General features: G+C 54.4%; 21 protein-coding genes. 10 read left to right on the plus strand and 11 right to left on the minus strand.

From position 1 onward, the window contains the following. Window positions 1-22 precede the first annotated feature (22 nt). Together IAE55_RS08150 and IAE55_RS08155 are read left to right on the plus strand one after the other, a co-directional pair. The gene (locus IAE55_RS08150) at window positions 23-943 is read left to right on the plus strand and encodes an N-acetylglucosamine kinase (RefSeq protein ID WP_200631619.1); all 921 of its coding nucleotides are present in this window, start codon (window positions 23-25) and stop codon (window positions 941-943) included. Window positions 944-1,258: 315 nt separating this feature from the next. Beyond that, the gene (locus IAE55_RS08155) at window positions 1,259-1,774 is read left to right on the plus strand and encodes a DinB family protein (protein ID WP_200631620.1); all 516 of its coding nucleotides are present in this window, start codon (window positions 1,259-1,261) and stop codon (window positions 1,772-1,774) included. On the opposite strand, the gene IAE55_RS08160 is transcribed toward IAE55_RS08155, so the two are convergent. Further along, complete coding sequence (locus IAE55_RS08160) at window positions 1,771-2,208, minus strand: DUF1796 family putative cysteine peptidase (protein WP_200631621.1); 438 nt, start codon at window positions 2,206-2,208, stop codon at window positions 1,771-1,773. The genes IAE55_RS08155 and IAE55_RS08160 overlap by 4 nt on opposite strands. Window positions 2,209-2,364: 156 nt before the next feature. Here IAE55_RS08160 and IAE55_RS08165 point away from each other — a divergent pair, with 156 nt between their 5' ends. Next, window positions 2,365-2,898: an HAD family hydrolase gene (locus IAE55_RS08165; protein ID WP_200631622.1), complete on the plus strand. Its 534-nt coding sequence runs from the start codon at window positions 2,365-2,367 to the stop codon at window positions 2,896-2,898. 113 nt (window positions 2,899-3,011) lie between these two features. On the opposite strand, the gene IAE55_RS08170 is transcribed toward IAE55_RS08165, so the two are convergent. After that, a complete protein-coding gene (locus tag IAE55_RS08170; RefSeq protein ID WP_076171102.1) occupies window positions 3,012-3,215 on the minus strand; it encodes a hypothetical protein in 204 nt (67 codons plus the stop codon). Window positions 3,216-3,510: 295 nt separating this feature from the next. Here IAE55_RS08170 and IAE55_RS08175 point away from each other — a divergent pair, with 295 nt between their 5' ends. From IAE55_RS08175 to IAE55_RS08185, 3 genes are read left to right on the plus strand one after another with little or no spacing between them, the layout of a single operon-like run. Further along, window positions 3,511-5,757 (plus strand): hypothetical protein, encoded by a 2,247-nt coding sequence (locus tag IAE55_RS08175; protein ID WP_200631623.1) that lies wholly within the window; start codon window positions 3,511-3,513, stop codon window positions 5,755-5,757. A gap of 37 nt (window positions 5,758-5,794) precedes the next feature. Continuing rightward, window positions 5,795-6,793 carry an SMI1/KNR4 family protein gene (locus IAE55_RS34235; RefSeq protein WP_313960361.1) on the plus strand — a complete coding sequence of 333 codons (999 nt, stop codon included), beginning with the start codon at window positions 5,795-5,797 and terminating at the stop codon, window positions 6,791-6,793. 2 nt (window positions 6,794-6,795) lie between these two features. Further along, window positions 6,796-7,809 (plus strand): phosphotransferase, encoded by a 1,014-nt coding sequence (locus IAE55_RS08185; protein WP_200631625.1) that lies wholly within the window; start codon window positions 6,796-6,798, stop codon window positions 7,807-7,809. A 103-nt stretch (window positions 7,810-7,912) separates the two neighbouring features. Here the strand turns inward: IAE55_RS08185 and IAE55_RS08190 are convergent, their stop codons facing one another. The 4 genes from IAE55_RS08190 to IAE55_RS08205 all read right to left on the minus strand — a co-directional run bounded on the left by IAE55_RS08190 (window position 7,913) and on the right by IAE55_RS08205 (window position 11,082). Beyond that, window positions 7,913-8,620 (minus strand): hypothetical protein, encoded by a 708-nt coding sequence (locus IAE55_RS08190; protein WP_200631627.1) that lies wholly within the window; start codon window positions 8,618-8,620, stop codon window positions 7,913-7,915. Window positions 8,621-8,805: 185 nt separating this feature from the next. Beyond that, the gene (locus tag IAE55_RS08195; protein WP_145158678.1) at window positions 8,806-9,033 is read right to left on the minus strand and encodes a sulfurtransferase TusA family protein; all 228 of its coding nucleotides are present in this window, start codon (window positions 9,031-9,033) and stop codon (window positions 8,806-8,808) included. A 47-nt stretch (window positions 9,034-9,080) separates the two neighbouring features. After that, a complete protein-coding gene (locus IAE55_RS08200; protein WP_200631629.1) occupies window positions 9,081-10,151 on the minus strand; it encodes a YeeE/YedE family protein in 1,071 nt (356 codons plus the stop codon). Between the two features lie 118 nt (window positions 10,152-10,269). Then, window positions 10,270-11,082: a helix-turn-helix domain-containing protein gene (locus tag IAE55_RS08205; RefSeq protein ID WP_200631631.1), complete on the minus strand. Its 813-nt coding sequence runs from the start codon at window positions 11,080-11,082 to the stop codon at window positions 10,270-10,272. 212 nt (window positions 11,083-11,294) lie between these two features. Here IAE55_RS08205 and IAE55_RS08210 point away from each other — a divergent pair, with 212 nt between their 5' ends. After that, window positions 11,295-12,761 (plus strand): sulfatase family protein, encoded by a 1,467-nt coding sequence (locus tag IAE55_RS08210; protein WP_200631632.1) that lies wholly within the window; start codon window positions 11,295-11,297, stop codon window positions 12,759-12,761. 114 nt (window positions 12,762-12,875) lie between these two features. On the opposite strand, the gene IAE55_RS08215 is transcribed toward IAE55_RS08210, so the two are convergent. The 3 genes from IAE55_RS08215 to IAE55_RS08225 all read right to left on the minus strand — a co-directional run bounded on the left by IAE55_RS08215 (window position 12,876) and on the right by IAE55_RS08225 (window position 15,591). Further along, entirely contained in the window at window positions 12,876-13,838 is a 963-nt protein-coding gene (locus tag IAE55_RS08215) for a serine hydrolase domain-containing protein (RefSeq protein WP_200631633.1), read from the minus strand. Between the two features lie 216 nt (window positions 13,839-14,054). After that, window positions 14,055-14,645, minus strand: a complete 591-nt coding sequence (locus IAE55_RS08220) for a YjgB family protein (RefSeq protein WP_145158688.1) — start codon at window positions 14,643-14,645, stop codon at window positions 14,055-14,057. Window positions 14,646-14,793: 148 nt separating this feature from the next. Next, complete coding sequence (locus tag IAE55_RS08225) at window positions 14,794-15,591, minus strand: lipase family protein (protein ID WP_313960362.1); 798 nt, start codon at window positions 15,589-15,591, stop codon at window positions 14,794-14,796. A gap of 79 nt (window positions 15,592-15,670) precedes the next feature. Here IAE55_RS08225 and IAE55_RS08230 point away from each other — a divergent pair, with 79 nt between their 5' ends. Next, entirely contained in the window at window positions 15,671-16,033 is a 363-nt protein-coding gene (locus IAE55_RS08230) for a DUF488 domain-containing protein (RefSeq protein ID WP_258168113.1), read from the plus strand. Window positions 16,034-16,218: 185 nt separating this feature from the next. Here the strand turns inward: IAE55_RS08230 and IAE55_RS08235 are convergent, their stop codons facing one another. Beyond that, entirely contained in the window at window positions 16,219-17,151 is a 933-nt protein-coding gene (locus tag IAE55_RS08235) for an AraC family transcriptional regulator (RefSeq protein ID WP_234489350.1), read from the minus strand. A 56-nt stretch (window positions 17,152-17,207) separates the two neighbouring features. On the opposite strand from IAE55_RS08235, the gene IAE55_RS08240 reads away from it, so the two are divergent. Together IAE55_RS08240 and IAE55_RS08245 are read left to right on the plus strand one after the other, a co-directional pair. Beyond that, a complete protein-coding gene (locus IAE55_RS08240) occupies window positions 17,208-18,515 on the plus strand; it encodes an ADP-ribosylglycohydrolase family protein (RefSeq protein WP_200631634.1) in 1,308 nt (435 codons plus the stop codon). Between the two features lie 178 nt (window positions 18,516-18,693). Further along, window positions 18,694-19,518: a sugar phosphate isomerase/epimerase family protein gene (locus IAE55_RS08245; RefSeq protein ID WP_145158694.1), complete on the plus strand. Its 825-nt coding sequence runs from the start codon at window positions 18,694-18,696 to the stop codon at window positions 19,516-19,518. A gap of 105 nt (window positions 19,519-19,623) precedes the next feature. Here the strand turns inward: IAE55_RS08245 and IAE55_RS08250 are convergent, their stop codons facing one another. Further along, window positions 19,624-20,478 (minus strand): helix-turn-helix transcriptional regulator, encoded by an 855-nt coding sequence (locus IAE55_RS08250; RefSeq protein ID WP_145158696.1) that lies wholly within the window; start codon window positions 20,476-20,478, stop codon window positions 19,624-19,626. Window positions 20,479-20,568: the final 90 nt, after the last annotated feature.

Below are 20,568 nucleotides of genomic sequence, written 5' to 3' on the forward strand. Positions count from 1 at the left end.
ACAGACGAAGGAAGGGATGACGATGCGGTACGTAGCCGGGCTGGACGGCGGCGGAACGAAAACGGCGGTCGCTGTCGCCGATGAGAGCGGCGCAGTAATCGCTGCCTTCGAATCCGGCGGCATCAATTACAACGGGCAGGACGAGGCCAGCATCGAAGCCAGCCTGCGCGACATGCTGGGGCGGATCGGCGAGGCCGCCGGCGGGCTGGACCGCTGCGCCTATCTGTGCATCGGTGCAGCGGGGGTCAGCAATCCCGCCGTGAGCGCCCGCCTGACCGCCAAGGTCAGGGAAAGCGGCTATGCGGGCGGCCTCCTGATCACCGGCGATCAGGAAACGGCATTGAGCGGCGCACATGAAAGCGAGTACGGCATGATCCTGATCGCGGGCACGGGGTCGATCTGCTACGGCCGCAATGAACGCGGCGAGACCCATCGCACCGGCGGTTGCGGTCACCTGATCGATGATGAGGGCAGCGGGTACGCGATCGGGCGGGATCTGCTGTCCGTTCTGGTCCGGGCCTATGACGGCCGGCTGCCGGAAACAGTCATTACGGACCTGGTCTACGCGAAGCTGGGACTGAAATCGGTACGCGATATCATCGGCTACGTGTACGATCCAGCCCGAAGCAAAAAGGACATCGCCGCGTTGGCGCCGCTGCTGACCCGGGCATGCGAGCTCGGTGACCCTGCTGCTCTGGGAATTGCGCAGCGCAGCGCGGCTTCGCTCTCCGAGCTGGTAACGCCCGTTGCCGAGAAGCTGGCGCTGCAGGCAGGGGCACTGGCCATGGCCGGAAGCGTGCTGCTTAACAACGTGTATATCCGGGACGCTTTTCTGGAGCGGCTGCAGGAGCGCTATCCGGAAATCACCTGCATCACGCCCAAAAAAGACGCGGCCAACGGCGCGGTGCTGATGGCGCTGAATCGTCTGCGGGAAGCAAAATAGCCGCATGACCAACCGGTGAACCGTGAAGTCGACCGCCAACTGGCGGCCTATAGCAAAACCTCCTTTCCTTGCGGCATATGTCGGCATGATAAAGGAGGTTTTTTTCGTTGTAAGCCTTAAGATAAGGATAAATTTCTCATACCGTCGCTTGGCTATGAATCGTCATGTCGGCCGGGCTCCATGGCAGTACGGGCTATCACGACGGATACCTGAACGATCCGCAGGAAGCAGGATATTTCAGCAATACGGAAGAAATAGGTAGGTACAGAGGGGCGTATAATGCATAGGAAAATCGGAATGAGGTGCGCATTAAATATGGATGACTTCGAGTTGATTGAACGATACCGGCTTGATTTGCAAAAGTATTCCGCCCGGCAGCTGCGGTACATTCCCGGACCGGAGATCTGGTCGATCGGCCAGATGTACGATCATCTGATCGCCGTTGCCATGGAGTACCTGGACTTTGTCCAAACTTGTGCAGAGAGTACGGAGGAGCAGCCGCTGGGCAAAACGCCGGCTGGAGATGACGTGTTCCGGCGCGGCGGCTTTCCGCCGGTCAAGATCAAGCTGGAAGGAGCGCAGGCCGCCAGTCCGAATAACGCGTTAAGCAGCGAAGAACTGGACGAGGGGCTGGCGAAGGTGATGGCAAGAATGCGGGAGTGGGAGCTGAAATTGGAAGAGGTTCACCCGGGCGGCAAAGTCCGGCACGGCGGCTTCGGCTGGCTGAATGCGCAGGAATGGTACCGGCTGATCGGCATGCACTTCCGCCACCATTTGCGGCAGCAAGCGGAGCTGGAAGAGCGGCTGCCAGCGCATCCCAGGGAAATTTAAAAAGGATGACTGCCGGGGCAGCGGCGGATACAATAGGGAGCAAGCACCTTTTTCCAAGCTTCGGCATCCCCTTCCCAGGTCGCTCCGGCGGGCATCCGAACGATGCGGATCTGCGGGTGTCCCGAATCGATCTCGGCCGTATCCGGATCACCGCTGTGCAATACAAATAAATATCGGAGATGTGGATTCATGTAGCTGTTCTCGATCGTCTCGAATATGTGATAGGCATCTTCGGTATGCTTGACCGTCCGGATCAGCAGCATAAACCGTTCAAATCGCGATTCAAGCACCTGGCAGAAGCCCGGGGTTGAGGCGAAGTTGAACCAGTCGAAAGGACCGGCAGCCGTGCGCAGCCCGTTCCTCCGCAGCTGGGAGGCGACCTGGCAGCTGCTGCCAAGACTGAATATGGCATCGAAGGACTTATCCTTGGTCATGGTCAATTCCCCCTTTCTGAGTACAGGACTGAACCTATGATATTCGCGGCGTTCTTTATCGGAAACGGCACGCATCTATTTTCTACCAAAATGCTGTGCCGATAAATTTGCTATAATACTAGAGATTACACCGATAAAGGAGCCAGAGAAATTAACATGACGGAATCCAAAACGTTGGGAAAAACCCAATTTCAGCAGGTCCGCGAGTTTCATTTGGGCTTTGACTGCCCCGCTCCGGAAGAGCCGCAGGCTTTGAACGACAAGCTGGCGATGAACCGCGCCGCCTTTATTATGGAGGAAGTGGTTGAACTGCTGCATGCTACGGCCGGCAATGACGACAGGTTCAAGGCATTTTTTGCCGAACTGATGGAACGGGCGCAGGATACATACCGCAAGCAGCAGCAAAAAGCCTATCCGGAGGACAAGCTGATCGGCCAGATCGATGCATTCACCGACATTCTCTACTTTGCCAACGGCGGATTCGTCGAAGCGGGCGTGGAGCCGGACAAGATTTTTGAGCATGTCCATACCGCCAACATGGGCAAGCTCTTTCCGGACGGAAAGCCGCATTATAACGAAGTGGGCAAAGTGATCAAGCCGGACCATTGGGAGCGGGACTTCGCTCCGGAACCGAAAATCGCGGCGGAGATCACCCGGCAGATCGAGCTCGGTCCGAAGCGGTTCAAGTAAAGCTGCAGGGGATGAGAGGGAACCAAAAGAAAAACGGCTCATGGCGGATGGAATATCCGTTCATGAGCCGTTTCCTTTTATCTAAGTATGACCACCAATTATGAAAGTAAGACTTAGTAGTTTGCGCCGTGATTGAACGGCTTGATTGCGTCCTTCGTGTCGTAATTAGCGCCGTGATTAAACGGCTTGATTGCATCCTGTGTGCCGTAGTTTGCACCGTGATTGAACGGCTTGATTGCGTCCGCCGAAGCCACCGCCGCTAAGAGTCCGCTAAGAAGTCCAAGCAAGATTACTGTCGAGAGAATCGTTTTTTTCATCTTTTAATTCACTCCCATAGGTAATTTTTTTTAGACAACGGTGTAGTCAAATCTGCAAACCTCTGATTAGCTTGTCTACGACAATATTATCAGAAAATGTAAAAGTCTGTAAAGGGTTATCGACAAAAAAATTCAACATTTTCTTTCCGCAATTCGTATAACAAGAAGAATGCTTCAGACAGCTGCAAAAGAAGCCGGAAATTGTCCGGTAGGGCGGTAAAAATATTGTCATTACCTGGCATTCGCAGCCGCGTCTATGATAAGTTCATAGGGAATGGATGAAGGGGAGGAATCGATGAAGAAAAGGATCAACCTGCTGAATCTCGTATTTTTTGTACCTGCGGTCATTTTAAGCTTCGCGGTTTGGAACGATTACAAGCAGGACGTAGCCCGTGTTGAGGACCGTCTGCAGACGGTGGAGGGTTTGTTTTACCTGGATGGGGGAAGCAAGGTCATCAGCCTGACGGATGGCTCTGACGGTATGGATGCCATTCTTTACGATGCGGCGACGCATGAGGAAGTAACCACGATCCATTTGCGCTCCAACATACATAATCAGTTTGTAGGCACCTATCAGAAAGGAAATCTTGTGATCGCTATGACGGATGACAGTTCGGGGCTGCAGTTGAACGTCATTGGCCCCGACGGCCATGTGGACGAGCTTGTTAAAGGTACGCTGGAATTTGACGGCTTTTTAACATCGGCCGTTCATCATTGGAATGGCCGCATGCTGGTCGGAGGGGAAACGGCAAATGACACCTTCGTCGTCGGCGAGGTGAAGGACGGAGTATTCCAAACGGCATATCTCAACGAAGACACGGGACTGCCCGCAAGGCCGACGTCAATGTCCGAAGTCATGGGCAGTTTTAACGACAGCCGAGCCGTCCCCCTTTATGAACTGGATCTGAAAGATGGCAGCGCCGCATACGTCAGCGGCCTATTGAATGCACAGCACAAAGCAGCCATGCGGATCATTCCGGAGGGAGGATCTGGCTTTGATGCAGAGGATCTAGCGGAGCAGCAGTTTGCCGCACTTGCCGGTGTGGATCCTGCCCGGCTGTGGAGGACCGAATCCGGTGAACCAAAGCAGGTACGGACCTACGATGCGGTCAAGGGGGATTGGGGGAGTGTCGTTAAGACCCCTGCTCCGGTATATCAGGCTGCCGTCTTTCCGCTGAACGACCGCGAGACGCTCATCTTCGGCTCGACGGCAAAGGACGAACGGAAAGGTCAAGTCACCGGATATCTCTACGATCGGCAGACCCGGTCGTTTACAGACTTGTCCCAGCCATTGTCTAGCCTGGAACCGGAGGATGTAAGCAGCGGTACGCTGTCCTTTTTCAAGGAAACCGGAGATGCGACGCTATACTTTACCGACGCAGAAAAGTCGGCCGGCTGGCTGAACGTCAAAGGGGGCACGCTCACCCGCATGACCGGCGAAGCGCTGCAAACCTGGCAGATTGCCGAGGGCGCCGACCGGATCTCATGGACAAGCTTCGCCCATTATCTGAAGCGCGGCAATGCGCTTGTCATCAACTGGGCGATTTGGCTGCTGATCCCGCTGGTGCTGTTTGGCGGTATCGGACTGCTGATCCGGATCATGACAGCCAGACAGAAGAAGTTTACGGCCGAAGGAACGATTGTGCAGGGGACGGTAACCCGTCTGCAAGAGACCGGGACCTACGTAAACGAACAACCGATGATCCGCTTTGACATCCGTTTCGAGGATGAAGGAATGATGAAGGAAACGAGCATTAAGAAAGTGGCTTCATACCTTCATGCCCCGCGCGTGGGCGATCCCGTGTTGATCAGCTACAACCGAAAGAAAAATCGCGCGGTTTTCGTGACCGGTGACGATCTGCCGCCAACCGAGCCCGAGGTCATCCGGGACGCCGTCCTGGCGCGGATCGACAGCTATGGCAAGGCAGGCCGCGGTGAAGCGCTATTGCTTCATTTCGATACCGGCGGACAAACTTATGCCATCCCGGTAGTGCAGGCGAACGGGTTTGCCTACCGGACCGGGGATAAGGCGGATCTCATGCAAATCGGCGGCGTCACCCGGCTGTACAATTATAATAGGACACGTGACCCGAGAGGGGCAGACCAGCTGACGCTGGAAGGTGAAGTGATCCGGATCGAACATATTCCCGTGGAGAGCGTGAACAGACATCTGATGCTGTTCGAGCTGCTGCTTTCCCATGGCGATCAAAGGTCACGCAAGGTTAACAGCCAGTTCGTGCCGGTTCGCCTGCCAGTTGCGGTAGGTGCGGTCATCCCGGTGTCGTTGAACAAGACGGAGTATGAACAAGAGCTTCGCCTCCTTCGGGGTAAGCAGGGCAGCGCCAACGTGACGGCAGTACAGTTTGATGGCACCGTCGGCGAACGGCCATTTGCCCGCATTACCGTTACAAGAAACGGAATTTCGTACCGAATCGAGCAGTCCATCGAGCCGGTATACGGCGTGGAAGTCGGCGATGACCTTTGGATCGCTTATGATGAAGAGACGAGGGAAGCCGTGATCGTACAGTACGCTTCTACGTAAGTATACATCGCCGGTGTTGGGAGAGGAGAGAACGACGATGAATATTGAAGATGCACAGCTGCTGCTGAAATGCCATGCTTTTACCCATGACCGCATAGAGCATTGGAAAATGGAAAACGGCTTTCTGGGCAGCCTCCGTCCCTTCCGCGGGGAGCTGCGCGAGGGGAACCTTCATGAGGTAATGGCCGCCCTGCGCGCGCTGTCGGACGAGTTGGGCCGGGACCAGGTGAACCGGGAACTGATATCCAGCCTGTGGGGCCTCTACCATTTGGCCCGGGCCTGGGCTTTGGAACCGGAAGGCATGCTGCGTTCGAACGGCCTGCTTTCGAAGGAACAGATCGAAACGATGGAAACGTGGCTGAACCTGATATCCTATGCCGTCATGATCCTTTTGGAAAATGGCGGAGGGGAGGAAGCGTTCCAAGGTTACCGGGAATACGTGCGCAGCCGGGTTCTTCCCCTGAAAGAGGAGCTGGAAACGCTGCTCCCCGGCAAAATCCAGGACGAGGAAATCCTAGGTCTATACGATCAATATAGGGTTCATGGCGGGGTGGCACCTTCGCGTCTGGATGAGTTTGAGAACAAATTCGGCATCCTTCTGCCGGAGGATTTTCGCGCCTTTTATGAACAAAAAGACGGAAGCGGCTATGCCTTTCATATCCTGTATCCGGGTGAGGACGCGGAAGAGGCGGCTCCTTTTTATCTCATGTCCCTCGCCGAAATGGAGGACGTCAAGCGATATTTCTGCGAGAGGGATGAACTGCTGGAGGAATATTATTCACCGGAGGAGATCGCCAAGCTGGATCGCGAACTCAAGCCCTACCTGTTCCACCGCCAGTGGTACCCATTTGCGAGCATGGCCGGAGGGTCGCTGTACCTGATGCTGGACCTGGATCCGAGCGAAGAGGGGACGTACGGGCAGATCATCAGCTACATCCATGATCCGGATTTCGTGTATTACACGGCCGACTCGTTCACGTCATTGCTGCGGGAGTCCAACCGCAATCTGGCCCAATTGGAGGAAATCGAATACTGATCATGCTGACATCGATATTAAACCAATATCATTCCTGCTGGAGAGGTGAGATTACACAGGGGGCAAGCGGCTGGAACAATACGACCCGGTTTATCGAAGGAGCGGAGGGGCGCGGCGTCCTGCGAATTTACGAAACGCATCGGGACATCGATAAAATCCGGTTTGAGCACGCCGTGCTGGCATTGCTCGCCCAGGACAAACTGGACTTCCGCACCCCTGTACCCATACCTGCCCTAACGGGCGAAACGATCGTCCAGCTGGATGACGGGAGCGGGCGTTATGCTTGCCTCTTCAAATACATTGACGGCATCCGTCCCGAATCCACCGGTTTTCGGGCCGCGTATTCCTTCGGCGAAGCGGCGGGCAGCCTCTCCGGTGCGCTCAGCCGGCTCGTGGTTGCTCCGTCACCCGCCTACCGGCCCTACTATGAGCTTGCCCATTCGTATCCGGGGTGCAGCCAGGAGCGGGTGGGGCAGTTCTGCATCGCGCCGCCTGAGCCCTTCCGCGGATTGGAGGGCCCGCTTCGCAGGATCGGGGAAGCTCATAGAGAGGTCATCCGCGAACTTGAAGGGCTGGAGCGCCTGCCGCAGCAGCTTGTGCACGGGGACCTGAACGCCTCCAATTTGTTGGTGGATGCAGATCAGCCTGAGCAGGTTACGGCGCTGCTCGACTTTGAATTTTGCACCCGTGACGTACGGGCAATGGAGCCCGCGGTCATCCTTCCAGGGCTGCTGGGGGATGATCCCGATACCGGCATGGAGGCTGCCGTTCAGTTTTGCCGCGGCTTCGGCAGCCGCGTCCGCATGGACCCGGATGAAATCCGGGCGATCCCGGTACTGATGAAGCTGCGGAACGTGGACGTGTTCCTGCATTTTATGACCCGGTACGATGAAGGTACGGACGGCCCTGAGGTGCTGCGCGAGCAGATTCCGGCCATTGGTGCCGAACTTGCACGGCTGGAACGGGACAGGACAGCGGTCGAAGCTATACTGGAACGATACCTGCGCCCGGAATGACAGCAAAGGCGATCTCCCCAGTTAATGGGATGGTCGCCTTTATTCTCAGAAATATCTTACCTACCTTGAGAACCATTTGTTATTTTTACGAATAGGTCGCTTTCTATTCAAGCGGAGCAGCAGATGTTGATGCTTGTTGACCAGGCCCTCTATCGAACGATAGGGATAAAAATTGTTGCGTGTATTTCTGTGCTTCTTCAAGCCGCTTCCTGTTTCTGCAGTAGCGGGAAAGCATCATGAGAATCGACAGGTAGATGGTCTGCTCTTCCGGACGCATATCGTCATGCTGATAAGCATCAAAGCGCTCCGTCAATGGCGCGATATACTCATCGACGTTAAGATCCTGGGAAAGGGCACATTCTAAAAGGGTCAGCAATCCGGATAACGTTTCGGATGGATGCTGATTTAGAAATTGGGCGTACTCTTCGAGTTTTGTAAGATTTCCCGATAGAAGGTGTACAGACAGCGAATTGGCATAAGCATAAAAAGCATATTGGTCGAGTATCCGCTGGCTGCGTTCGCTTCCGTCCAAAAACCGGCCAAGATCTTTATACTGCTCAATACACTTCAGAGATTCCCCGTATTGCTTGTCTTTTTGATAGCCGATTCCCTTCATCAGCAGACTATATCCTATATAATAAATAATCGGTTTTTGTGCCTGTTTATTGTGAATAAATGATTGATACGCGTCGTTGTAGAGTTGATCCGATCGCCGAATCAGAAGAGTCCAATTTTCTAATGAATAGGCGTTGTTCAAGGCGGATACGGCCGTATCCAAATTCATATCTCCATCATTTGCGCAATCGTCCATGGGGTCCTCCTAGCATTCCTATTTCTTCCAATGAGTAGAGTATATAAGGTAGTCCTGCTACGGTCAATTTATTGAAAAAAAGAACACCGGGCATGGTCGCTGCGATTTTTGCGGTTAAACAAACCAATACATGCAAAAAGGCGGCCTCCCCAATATGACGGAAGGTCGCCTGCTTATGCGTTACATTATTTCTTTTGGACCGTAATCGTCCAGGATGCATCGTCGATCTGTTCGAAATTCGTGACGGAGTGGCCGGCTTCTGCAGCCCAGCGCGGTATGGCTTCGGTGGCCTGCGTGCAGTCGAAGTCGATGACCAGCTCGTCGCCGCTGTTCAGCTCTTCGATCGCCTGCTTGGCTTCAATTAACGGGAACGGACAGACCATGCCCAGAACGGCTAGTTTTTGTTGTTTCATGGAAGTAACCTCCTTAAGATGTGACTAGTTTAACGTAAAGCTCCTAATTAGGTTGTCGTGGTTTGCAGCGAAGCGGACTGCTTCAGCTTGGCTTTGGTGCGAGGGCGGACGTACACGAAATAAGAAGCCGTCCATGTGCCCAAAATCATAAATACGAGGGATACCCAGCCCTGCCATGTCATCATGGCGGTCATGACGAGACCGTTACCGATCGAGCAGCCCCCCGCCCAGCTGGCGCCGAAGCCCATCAGGATGCCGCCGGCAAAGCTCGAAACCGCCGTCTTTGCATCCGGGGCGCGGAAGCGGAATTCCCGGCTGCCTTTGGCGGCGATAAAGGATCCGACAAGGATACCCAGCACCAGGAACATGCCCCAGTTCACATACTTATCGCTGTCTCCTGTAACCAAGTACTGCAAAATGTTAGCGGAAGGCGTCGTGATCCCAAGACCCGACATGCGTCCGGTCGCCTCGCTCAGCGGCCAGGCCAGCAGGGCGATCAGGCCGACAAGAATGGCGGTAAAGAACGGATGCCAGCGTTTTTCGAACAGCAGATGGCTGAGTCCGGTACGCTTCGGCTTCATCGCCGGAATGGCCACCTTCGGTTTGCGCAGTGTACGGATGACCATCACGATCGTAATGATAGCTAAAAGGGCGATAAACGGCCAAACCGAAATGCCGAAGGTGTCCGGAATGGAGTTGGCCGGAGCTTTTACTTTCTTGATTCCGTTATTGAGCGGCGCCAAGGCACCCGATTTCATCGTGGCGCTCATCGCCATATAGCCGAACAGTGCGATCCAGCTGCCGATCAGTCCTTCACCGGCCCGGTACCAGGTTCCAGTCGCACATCCCCCGGCCAAAATAATACCAATCCCAAATATAAACGAGCCGACCACGGTAGCCACCCAAGGGAACGTGCCGGCGCTGAATTCGATGAGTCCAAGCTGGATCAGCGCAAACACGCCGATGCTCTGAATCGAAATGGCAATCAGCAGGGCATAAAACATGCGGTTGTCCTTGGTCAGATACATGTCCCTGAATCCGCCTGTCAGGCAGAACCGTCCACGCTGCATGACGAAGCCGAGCAGGGCGCCGCACAGCAGGCCTGTTAACATCAACATGACGTCATTCTCCTCCTTTGCTTATATACGAGTAATTCACTTTGTTTTATCGGTATTTATGATTCTAACAAACAGGCAGGAGAAGTCAATGGAGAAATGTTCCAGTGAAGCTGTCATATCATGTGATCGTGTTGATGAGCGGAGGCATGCCTGACCGCTGCGCCTGTGCAACGTATTCGGTAGGGGAGAGGCCGCAGTACTTTTTGAACACCCGGTGGAAATACGAAGTATCGTAGTAACCGAGGTACTGCGATATGCCCGCGACCGTCATATTTGAGCCCAGCAGCAGGCTGCAGGCCTCCTGCATGCGCAGCTCATGCATATAGCGGATCGGGGACCGGCCGTACACTTCTTTGAAGACGGCGGTTACGTAATTGGGCGAGCGGCTTATCAAAGCGGCCAGCCGGGCAATCTCGATCTGCTCCCGGTAATTCTCCAGCAGATAGGCTTTGACCGCTTCGGCATATTTCAGCTTGCTCGGTGTCAGTGCGGGCTGTTCGAGTTCCCGGGCAATCATGCCCAAGAGCTCCTGCAATATACCAAGACAGATGATGGAACGGTAGCTTTTCCCGCCCCGCATCTCTTCGTACAGCCTGTCGCAGCGGTGATAGGCGTACTGGCTTGGGGAGAGCCTGAACTTGATGAAATGTCCTTGATCCACGAACGGAATTCCCGTCTCAGCCCCGGGCTCGCATGTAAATAAAACGGTATGCTTTTGGTGGGGAATGCCGTCCTTGTTCTCTCCTGAACGGCGGGCTCCGCGGGGGATGAAGAGCACGTCCTCCGCTTCGGCGATCACAACACTGCCATTAATCTCGTACCGAACCTGGCCCTGCCGGACGACGACCAGAACGTTGTACGGAATCGTCTCAAGGTTGGTCCTCCATTGGGGGATTTCATTGTCGAAATTTACACTCATGATTTGAAGCATGCAGCTGCACCTCTTTATCCCATAACTTATTAAAACCCTATCATAATGCCGACTTCTCGTAAATTATGCTTCCTTGCATTCGGCATAAATCTTATAGATTGCGATAGAAATGTACATCAGATCAATGAAATGTACATGGACGCATATGGAGCGTCACGCCTATAATTCAGCTGCAAAGGCATTTCATATTATCCGGAGAGGACGGATGAACGATGAGAGTGTTACTGCTGGATTTGGATTCAACGAGACCGGACCACCTTGGCTGTTATGGCTACCACCGCAATACGTCGCCGCATATCGACCGGGTCGCGGCCGAAGGCGTACGCTTTGACAACTACTATACATCGGACGCCCCGTGCTTCCCGTCGCGTACGGCATTAATGACGGGCCGTTTCGGCATACATAACGGCGTCGTGGGACACGGCGGGACGGCGGCGGACGTCCGGTACGAAGGAGCTGACCGCGATTTCCACGACAAGCTCGCGTCAGAGAGCTTCCCGGCGGTCTTCCGCCGCGCGGGCATGCGGACGGCCCTAGTCAGCCCATTTGGGGAGCGGCATTCAGCATGGACCTTTTATGCGGGATTCAACGAAATTTACAATACGGGCAAGGGCGGTATGGAGTCGGCCGAGGAGGTCACTCCCGTTGTGCTGGATTGGATCGAGCGGAACGCAGACCAGGAAGACTGGCTGCTGTACGTGAACTACTGGGATCCGCACACCCCTTACCGGGCGCCGGCATCGTTCGGCAATCCGTTTCAAGACGAACCGCTTCCGGAGTGGATTACGGAAGAAGTGCTGGAGCGTCACAAGCAAAAGGTTGGCCCACATGGCGCGAACGAAATCAATATGTATAACAGCAGCACGTCGCCTCATTTTCCCCGTCATCCCGGCAACATTCAGAACATGGACGATTTGCGGAGGATGATCGATGGCTATGACTGCGGCATCCGGCATATGGATGACAACATCGGGATGATTTTCGATCGTTTGACGGAGAAGGGGGTTATGGACGACCTGGTGATCATCATCACCGCCGACCATGGCGAAAACATGGGCGAGCTCGGCATTTACGGCGAGCACGGCACCGCCGACCAGGGCACCTGCCGGATCCCGATGATCATCCGGTGGCCGGGGATGCAAAAGGGGATTTCCGATGATTCCCTGCACTATCATCTCGATCTGGTGCCGACCGTCGCGGAACTGCTGGGCGTTCAACCTGCGCAAAGCTGGGACGGCCGCAGCTACGCCGGTACGCTCCGCAGCGGAGAGTCCGGCGGAAGGGAGTACCTCGTCGTCTCGCAGTGCGCCCACGTATGCCAGCGCAGCGTACGGTTCGGGGACTGGCTGTATACCCGCACGTACCATGACGGATATCATCTTTTTGACAAGGAGATGCTGTTCAATCTTACTGAGGATGCCCACGAGCAGAACAACCTGGCTCAGGAACGGAGGGACCTGTGCAGGGAAGCGGTCTACTTGCTGAACGAGTGGCATGACGAGATGATGATGTCGATGAAGTTTGACGTCGATCCGCTGTGGACGGTCATTCAGGAAGGCGGGCCGTATCATGCGAAAGGGCATCTGCCGATGTACATCGAGCGGCTGGAACAGACCGGGAGAGGGCATGCCGTGGATGAGCTGAAGCGCCGCCATCCGCGGGAGTTTGCACAGAAATAAGCGGTATGCGGCGGGAACGAAGACAAGGGGCTATCGATTGGCGATAGCCCCTTTCTTCATGGTCCGCGGCGATGTACATGCTGGCAACGGCGGTTTACCATGCATCGGCGCAGCTTATTTCAAATCTTCGAGCAGCAGCGGTGCGATGAAATCGCGGAACACATTCGCCGGATGCCGCTCTTTTTTACGCTTGTCATCGGTCAGGACTACTACCGTCTCCAGGACGGGGACGATATAGATGAACTGTCCCGCATATCCGCGGGCGTAAAAATAGTCAAATGAAAGCGGGGATGCTGCAGCGGAATGACCACCAAGCTCGGCTCCAAAAGTATCCGTCCACCAATGCCAGCCATAAAAGCCGCGGTTTGGCGGACCAGCGGGGATGGACGGCTGTACGGACCTGTTCACAAGGTCACGGGTGATCAGCTGCCGCTGCTCCCAGCGTCCCTGCTGTAGATACAGCTGCCCGAACCTCAGCAAATCCCCAGGACGGAGCCATAAGCCGTAGCCTCCGGTGTGGTTGCCCTGGGGGTCAGACTCCCATCGATAGTCTTCGATGCCCAGCGGTCCAAACAGATTTTCCTCGGCGTACCGGGCCGTTGACTTGCCGGCGGCTTGAACCAGGATCGCGGACAGAAGCTGGGAGCATCCCGAGCTGTACTCCATCCGGGTCCCAGGTGTATCGGAAATCGGCTGCTCGAGCACAAATTCGACCCAATTGCCGGTTCTGGTCATGCGCGGAAACGATTTGATCCCGCCGAATTCGCTCCATTCAAAGCCGGCTGACATCGTCAGCAGATGCTCCAGCGTAATCTCCCGCTTGCGTGAATCGGAAGCGGAACGTAGCTGCGGGAAAAATTCGGTGATCGGCGTCTCCGCACCCGGCAGGATGCCTTGGTCCATTGCGGCGCAGATCAGGGCTGACAGAAAGCTTTTGGTGCAGGAATTAACCTTCGCCTTCTCGTCAGGGATGCGGGGATGACGGTAGTGCTCAAACACCAGCCTGCCGTTTTGGCTGATCAGGCAGCTTCTCAGGTCGACCGGTGCGATCGTTGAAGCGAGTGCAGATATATTCATCGGAATCTTCCTTTGTTAAGTATGGCTTTTGTGGCATGATGCCGCCTATACATTATGGCAAACTGACGCCTCCCGGACAAGGTTCGGACGATGCTCCAATGGCTATTTTCGATCGAAGGACCATCACGTATAATAAATACTTAGCCCGCTTGAACCTCATCTATACACGCAAAAAGACAGCGGCTCCAGGTGAACCACTGTCTTCGGCGAAGGCTGTTATTTGGTTAAAAGGTTAATATGATCAAGCTCCGTGCTGCTGTTGAAAATAAACTCGAGCTTATAGTTGCCGCGGTTGTATGTCAGCTTGGTCTGTGTCTTGTTCCCGGTTTTGAAGGTGGACACCGAACTTGGTGCATACCAGTTCTGCTTCAGCATCTTCATCGTAATGCCGCCGATATTGGTCTGGCGTTCGACGTTGGTGCCGAAGTAGCGCATCTCACGGATTTTGCCGAGCTTATAATTGATGGCGTAGCCGGGATTGCCCATATTCGCGCTGTATACATCGAACCCATCGGCATCCTTCATCGGATTTTCGGGTTCCCCGATCTTGTGAAGGACGTCCTGCCGGGTGCTGTTACCAACGGTGAGGCCGCTAACTGCCCCCGGGAACTGGCCTTTCAGCGCCGGTTTGTAGAAGCTGTTCAGCGTCTGGAGTGCCTGTTTGGATGCGTAACCCGCATCGGCTGCCGCAGCAGCATTTGCTTGATGTACGGAATATGTCGTGCCTGCGCCTACGGCTCCCAGGCCTACCATGCCGGCCACGGTCATGGCCATGATTGCTTTTTTTGCCGGTTTTGTGATGTTCATGTTGTATCCTCTCCTTGTAACTTCTGGGGTCTCTATGTTTTTATTACCCATTCTGCGTAAGATTCAATTCTTCTACAGCATAGTAGAAACCGAAGGAGATTGGGTTACGATTCCGTGAAAGAATATGTCAATTTTGACACGGATGGCGTTAAAGGACGCGTTCAGGGAACGGACAGAAGCCAGGATTGGCTGATGACAGCATCTTGGTATATTCCGGCTGAAGCTTGGATAACTCGTTGAAATAGCTGGAGATGACGTGGTTCCCTCCAAAGGATCCGAGCTGAAAATGCCGGGGTGACAAGTTCTTTACATGGCTGTAATAAAATGTTTTGGACCGTTTCGGCAGTTTGTATACGGCAGGGGGCGCATGGGTCACGACATCAAACAGATTGGCGATGCGAAAGCTGTTGGGGACATAGCTGGCACAAGCCTTGGCAAAGGCAGGATCGCCTACCCGCGGTGAACCGAATGTGAACAGGTAAGGGGAGCGGAAGCCGGTATTGGCTGCAACATCGACCGCGCATAAGGTCGCCAGCGCCGCACCCAGGCTGTGACCGGTAATAAACAGCGTCTTGCCGCGGGATACCTTAGCCAGTGTCGAGATAATGCGGGTCCTTGCGGAGGCATAAATGTCCGTGAAGCCCCGATGAGTCATACAGTCTTCTTTAATGTATTTGTATTTCTTCTGAGATGCGATCAGGTCCGCGATCCAGTTGGTCGTCGTGCTGGTTCCCCGAAATGCAATGATGACCTCTTGATCCGAATCGAGAATAAAACCGAAGCGTTCCCAATCGTCTGTAATGGACCTGGCCTCAATCGTCTCAAGCCGTGTGTATGGAGAAGGGACGACAAACGACCCGTCTGCATTCTCAAATTGAGCATAGGTCTGTCCGCAGATGGCCGCCAGAAAAATGGTACGCTGCTGCAAATCGTCTGCCTTGCTCATACGCATCCCGCCTTTCACTCCTACACTATATTAAGAGGATAAGGATCGGGTGCTTGGGCATGAATAGTCTAATAAGGAGGTGTCCACCATTCCGATTCATATCAAACGGGTCTATGAAAAGCCTGAAGCATCAGACGGCAAACGAATCCTGGTCGACCGTCTCTGGCCGAGGGGACTCACGAAAGAGCAGGCCGCGGTCGACGAATGGATGAAAGAGATCGCGCCCAGTCATGAGCTGAGAAAATGGTACGCGCATCGGCTGGATCATTACGAGAAGTTCAAAGAGCTATACCTGCAGGAACTTCAGCAGGACAAGCCTTCCCAGCTTTTACGGCAAATCCGGGAATTGGCGGAGGGTTGCACGGTTACGCTGTTATATGCCGCGAAGGATACCACCATGAATCAGGCGGTCGTGCTCAAAGAAATCATTGAAACCTCGTAAGCACCGCGGACTGGCCGGATAGTTGTAGTCGTTTACTCTCTCGTATATCATTCCGGTGACCGTAATGGCGCCTCCTTAAGCCCAAGGGCTGCAGGAGGCGCCATTTTGAGTTGGTTGAGCCGCGCCTCTAATTGCCTGCCAATCACAAATGATTTTGCCGCAGCACGAAATATTTGCTGCCTCTGTCATCTGTTTTTGGACCGCCATTGGCTCGGGGCTTCGCCCATCAGCCGCTTGAAGTGCCGGTTGAAGCTGGATAAGGTCGCATAGCCGACCTCCTCGGAAATAGCCAAAATGCTGCTGCCGCTATGGCACAGCAGGGCAGCCGCAACCTGAATGCGCACGTTGTTGATATAGTCCAGCGGAGCCATGCCCATGCATTTGTGGAAAATGCGCCGGAAATGGGTGACGCTGAGGCAGCATAGCTCGGCTAACCGGTGGATCGGGACCGGTTCCATATAGTGCTGGGAAATGTACTCGAGCGCTTTTGAAATTTGCTGCATCGCCCGCCGGTCGGCCCCGCCAGCCGCAGCTTCAGCTGTGCCGCTCTCTTGAAGCAGCAGCTGCCTGCCGATCAGCGTCAGGAGCGTCCAGATGTATCCTTTTACAGCCGATTCATATCCCGGCCCGTGTTTCTCCAGCTCCTTCATCGCGTGATCTGTCAGCCAGACGACATCCGCGTGATCATCCGGGGTGACGATGTTGTTGAACCGGGGATACGTATCCGTTCCGACCCGGTCCCAGAATCCGGAAGACACCTGGTCAGACGAAAAGAGGGCGTCCGGATCAATAAAGCAGAAATGCCACCTGCTTTCTTTTCCCTTTAAGCTTTGGGCAAGATGCAGCTGATTCGGAAAGATGATGCTCACATCTCCTTGGGTGTAGGGCAGGATTTTGTCTTCAACGAAAAAGACGCCTGAGCCTTCCAGACAGTAGCCGATCTCAAGGCAGTTGTGAAAGTGCAAATACGTAATTTCATTGTCTCCCTGGATATGATTGCTGAGCCAATCCACAGGGAAATCGGAAGGAAGCATATAAGGCTGGGAGACGACTTTATAATCAAATGGTCGATTCTGCACAGCTTTCAGTCCTTTTTCGGCGGAAGTCATTGTTTTCATTATAATAAACTATCCTTGAACGAATTTCATTGATCTTGGGAAAGGAGTTTATTGATATGGCTTATCCTAAGGAACCGAGGATCCACGAACTGGCAGGCAAAATTATTGAGTACGGGCGGCTCACGCACGAATACGGAGGACGGGGCGTGGCCGATGCCTGGATCGACATGGAAGAGAAGATGAAAGAAACGTTGGAGAAACTGCAGGATTTACCCATTGACGCCGAGCTTAAGGAGCGGGAGCCGGACGATCTGCCGTCCATTCGAGCGCAGCGTACTGAAGGACCAAGAAGGCTGTGGGCTTCGTTTGACAAGGCGGTCTACAAGGAAAAGCTCGAAGGGGCGATGCTCGCCCGTTTTGCCGGATGCACGCTGGGGGCGCCGGTAGAATTCTGGGAAGTGAGCGACATGGAGAAATGGGCCGCATATATCGGGGATGCCTTTCCTCCACAGCATTATTGGTCCAAAATCAAAAATCCGAACGATCTCCGTTACGGCAAAAGCACCTTTTATGAATATACCTTGGAAGGCTTGACCCAAGTCCCTGTCGATGACGACATTACTTATACGATCCTCGGACTGCTTATTGCCGAAGAGCACGGTCTCAACTTCACGACAGAGGATGTAGGAAAGAGCTGGCTCAAGTACCTGCCGGTCGCTTGTACTGCGGAGGAGGCTGCGCTCAACAATTTGAAGGCGGGCATTCCGGCGCTGCAAGCAGCTGACGTAAACAATCCGTTCTGCCAGTGGATCGGTGCGGATATCCGCTCGGATCCGTGGGCTTACCTGGCTCCGGCGTACCCGGCGAAAGCGGCGGAATGCGCCTATCGGGACGCTTATTTGAGCCATCGGCGGAACGGGATTTACGGGGAGATGTTTTTCAGTGCTGCGCAGTCCGCGGCGTTCGCCGTCGATCATCCCGAGCAGGCGCTTCGTATCGGCTTGACCGAAATTCCGAAGGAATGCAGCCTTTATAAGGATGTGGAGTGGGCGCTTGCCGTTAGCGGTGAAATCCATGATTACAAGGAAGCCAGAGCGGCGGTCGATGAGCGCTTCAAGGGAATGTCGGGCGTGCACACCAACAATAACGCCTGCTTGACGGTGTTCGGCCTGATGATCGGGGGGACCGATGTGTCCAAGGTGATCTCGGAGACGGTTGCCATGGGACTGGACAACGACTGTACGGCTGCGACGGCCGGCAGCATCGTTGGCGCGATCGCCGGGAAATCCGGCGTGCCGGAGCATTGGGTTAAGCCGTTTCACGATACGGTCACAACGTATATGACGAACGCAGAGAATTTTCAGATCAGCGACCTGGTCGACCGATTTACCATCCTTGCCGGCAAAACGCATCACGAGGCGTAACTTGGCGACGTCGGCCTTAGTTCTTTTTAAGAACGATCCAGCGTGAATCCGTATGTTATCGAACAAAAGACATATCAAATCTATCCACGAATCATGCCCTTGGATCCATGGACAACGGGCGGAGGATCGGAAACAATGGGGGAAACGGTGTCCAATCAACCGGGAGAGGTGGAAAAGGATGAAACTCAAATTGATCAAAGCGTTGTGGGGCATGGAGGGAACGGGCACATTGGAAGAGCAGGTGGGGCGTATCGCTTCCGCCGGTTATGATGGCGTAGAGGCGCCCCTGCCGGGACCTGACGACGAACAGCGGTTTAAGGAGCTCCTCGCAAGCCATAAGCTTGATTACGTTGGGATGATTTTTACCGAGGGGCCGGACCACTATGCTTCTTTCGAAGCACAATTGGAACGGGCGACGTCGTTTGGGCCGATCCATGTAACTGCGCATTCCTTAAAGGACTATGTTCCGCTGGAGGAGCAGATCGATTATTTCCGGCGGGCCGTTCAGCTTGAGCAGCAGCTTGGCGTCAAGGTGGGCCATGAAACCCACCGGGGCAGAGCTTTATTTAATCCCTGGGATACGGGGAAGGTGCTGAATGCGGTCCCTGGACTTGGACTGACGGCCGATTTTAGCCATTGGTGCTGCGTTACCGAATCGACGCTGGAACATTTCGAGAGCGAGCTGGACCTGGCTATCGCCCGCACCGTACATATCCATGGGCGTGTCGGTTATGCGCAGGGCCCTCAAGTTCCCGATCCGCGGGCACCCGAGTACGCGCATGAAGTTGCTCGGCATTTTGACTGGTGGAACCGGATCGCCGATGCGAGGCAGCATGCCGGTGCCTCCGAATTGACCTTTACGCCGGAATACGGTCCGCCGGGTTATCTTCACACGCTGCCTTTTACCAATCAGCCGGTTACGGATTTGTGGCAGGTATGTAAGTGGACGGTAGAACAATACCGTGAAAACTTCGAACGAACCCAATCCGTGAAAACTACCTGACAGACATGACTTCACCTCATGTAAAAGAATGCAAAAAGGCTGCCGCATTGCTTCCACAGCATGCGGGCAGCCTTTTGTCATAGATGCAGGTACATCTGGCCGAAATTATTTTCGGTAGAGCTGCCGGAAAGACTTCGGGGTATGACCGGTATATCTCGCAAAGCTCCTAACGAAATAAGGAAAGGATCCGAAACCCGTCTGCTCGGCGACACGTCCGATCGGATCGTCGGTATGGATCAGAGTTTGCTTGGCCTGCTCGATCCTGTACCTCGTTAAATACTCCAGCGGCGTACAGCCGAACGTCTTTTTCATACATATGGCGATGTAGTTGGAATGAAAGTGCAGGGCTTCCGACATCCGCTTATAGCTGATGGGCTCCCGGTAATGCCGGCGAAGATATTCGCCCGCCAGTTCCGCCACCTTCAGATGTGGATTCTGTACTTCTCCCCCTTCCGTCTGCTGCAGCATGGACAGCAGGTCCTGAAAGCAGATCTGCTGCTTCCAGCGGGCGGATACAGTCTGTTCCGGGTGCAGCAGCATCAGCCTGCGGAGGAGCTCTTCCACTTGACTTGGGAGAAGCGGTGCTCCCTGCTGGGAAATATAGATTGAGAATTTCTCGATCTGATAGAGCGGATGGCCTTCAAATGCCGGTAAAGAGGAATCCTGCTCGGAAACTTCGTTCCAGCTGCCCAAGGTTTGAAAATGCAGCCAGTAAAAATGCGTTTCTTCCAAACAGGGCCGGGCGGTCCGGTGCGACCGGTCAGGCCGAAGGATGGCGTAATGTCCCGCCGGGATGGTGAGCATCGTAAGCTCTTCCTCCAGAAACAGGCAACCCCTCGCCACGAAGATCAGGTCAAAGACCCCGATGCCGCTTCGGTCCGGATGGATTCCGCCAATTGGGTAGGTGTCCTCCCCGCAGGTAATGTAATGGGGCAGAGGCGGAGCGATGAATTGGAACATGGCGATCCTCCTTCCTTCGAATCGAATTGCTTCTATCATAAAGGATTGTACATGGCGAAGCCATATGTTTTGCCTGCATGATGAGGTTGT

It is taken from the genome of Paenibacillus sp. S28 (genome assembly GCF_016624415.1).
GTDB classification, from domain to species: Bacteria; Bacillota; Bacilli; order Paenibacillales; family Paenibacillaceae; genus Paenibacillus_AQ; species Paenibacillus_AQ favisporus.

Coding starts and splice junctions, on each gene's coding strand:
- IAE55_RS08190 (WP_200631627.1), bottom strand. CDS start 8,620: ATGGACGATTGCGCAAATGATGGAGATATGAATTTGGATACGGCCGTA.
- IAE55_RS08165 (WP_200631622.1), top strand. CDS start 2,365: ATGACGGAATCCAAAACGTTGGGAAAAACCCAATTTCAGCAGGTCCGC.
- IAE55_RS08150 (WP_200631619.1), top strand. CDS start 23: ATGCGGTACGTAGCCGGGCTGGACGGCGGCGGAACGAAAACGGCGGTC.
- IAE55_RS08235 (WP_234489350.1), bottom strand. CDS start 17,151: ATGAAAACAATGACTTCCGCCGAAAAAGGACTGAAAGCTGTGCAGAAT.
- IAE55_RS08175 (WP_200631623.1), top strand. CDS start 3,511: ATGAAGAAAAGGATCAACCTGCTGAATCTCGTATTTTTTGTACCTGCG.
- IAE55_RS08245 (WP_145158694.1), top strand. CDS start 18,694: ATGAAACTCAAATTGATCAAAGCGTTGTGGGGCATGGAGGGAACGGGC.
- IAE55_RS08225 (WP_313960362.1), bottom strand. CDS start 15,591: ATGAGCAAGGCAGACGATTTGCAGCAGCGTACCATTTTTCTGGCGGCC.
- IAE55_RS08250 (WP_145158696.1), bottom strand. CDS start 20,478: ATGTTCCAATTCATCGCTCCGCCTCTGCCCCATTACATTACCTGCGGG.
- IAE55_RS08170 (WP_076171102.1), bottom strand. CDS start 3,215: ATGAAAAAAACGATTCTCTCGACAGTAATCTTGCTTGGACTTCTTAGC.
- IAE55_RS34235 (WP_313960361.1), top strand. CDS start 5,795: ATGAATATTGAAGATGCACAGCTGCTGCTGAAATGCCATGCTTTTACC.
- IAE55_RS08210 (WP_200631632.1), top strand. CDS start 11,295: ATGAGAGTGTTACTGCTGGATTTGGATTCAACGAGACCGGACCACCTT.
- IAE55_RS08195 (WP_145158678.1), bottom strand. CDS start 9,033: ATGAAACAACAAAAACTAGCCGTTCTGGGCATGGTCTGTCCGTTCCCG.
- IAE55_RS08185 (WP_200631625.1), top strand. CDS start 6,796: ATGCTGACATCGATATTAAACCAATATCATTCCTGCTGGAGAGGTGAG.
- IAE55_RS08205 (WP_200631631.1), bottom strand. CDS start 11,082: ATGCTTCAAATCATGAGTGTAAATTTCGACAATGAAATCCCCCAATGG.
- IAE55_RS08220 (WP_145158688.1), bottom strand. CDS start 14,645: ATGAACATCACAAAACCGGCAAAAAAAGCAATCATGGCCATGACCGTG.
- IAE55_RS08160 (WP_200631621.1), bottom strand. CDS start 2,208: ATGACCAAGGATAAGTCCTTCGATGCCATATTCAGTCTTGGCAGCAGC.
- IAE55_RS08155 (WP_200631620.1), top strand. CDS start 1,259: ATGGATGACTTCGAGTTGATTGAACGATACCGGCTTGATTTGCAAAAG.
- IAE55_RS08200 (WP_200631629.1), bottom strand. CDS start 10,151: ATGTTGATGTTAACAGGCCTGCTGTGCGGCGCCCTGCTCGGCTTCGTC.
- IAE55_RS08240 (WP_200631634.1), top strand. CDS start 17,208: ATGGCTTATCCTAAGGAACCGAGGATCCACGAACTGGCAGGCAAAATT.
- IAE55_RS08215 (WP_200631633.1), bottom strand. CDS start 13,838: ATGAATATATCTGCACTCGCTTCAACGATCGCACCGGTCGACCTGAGA.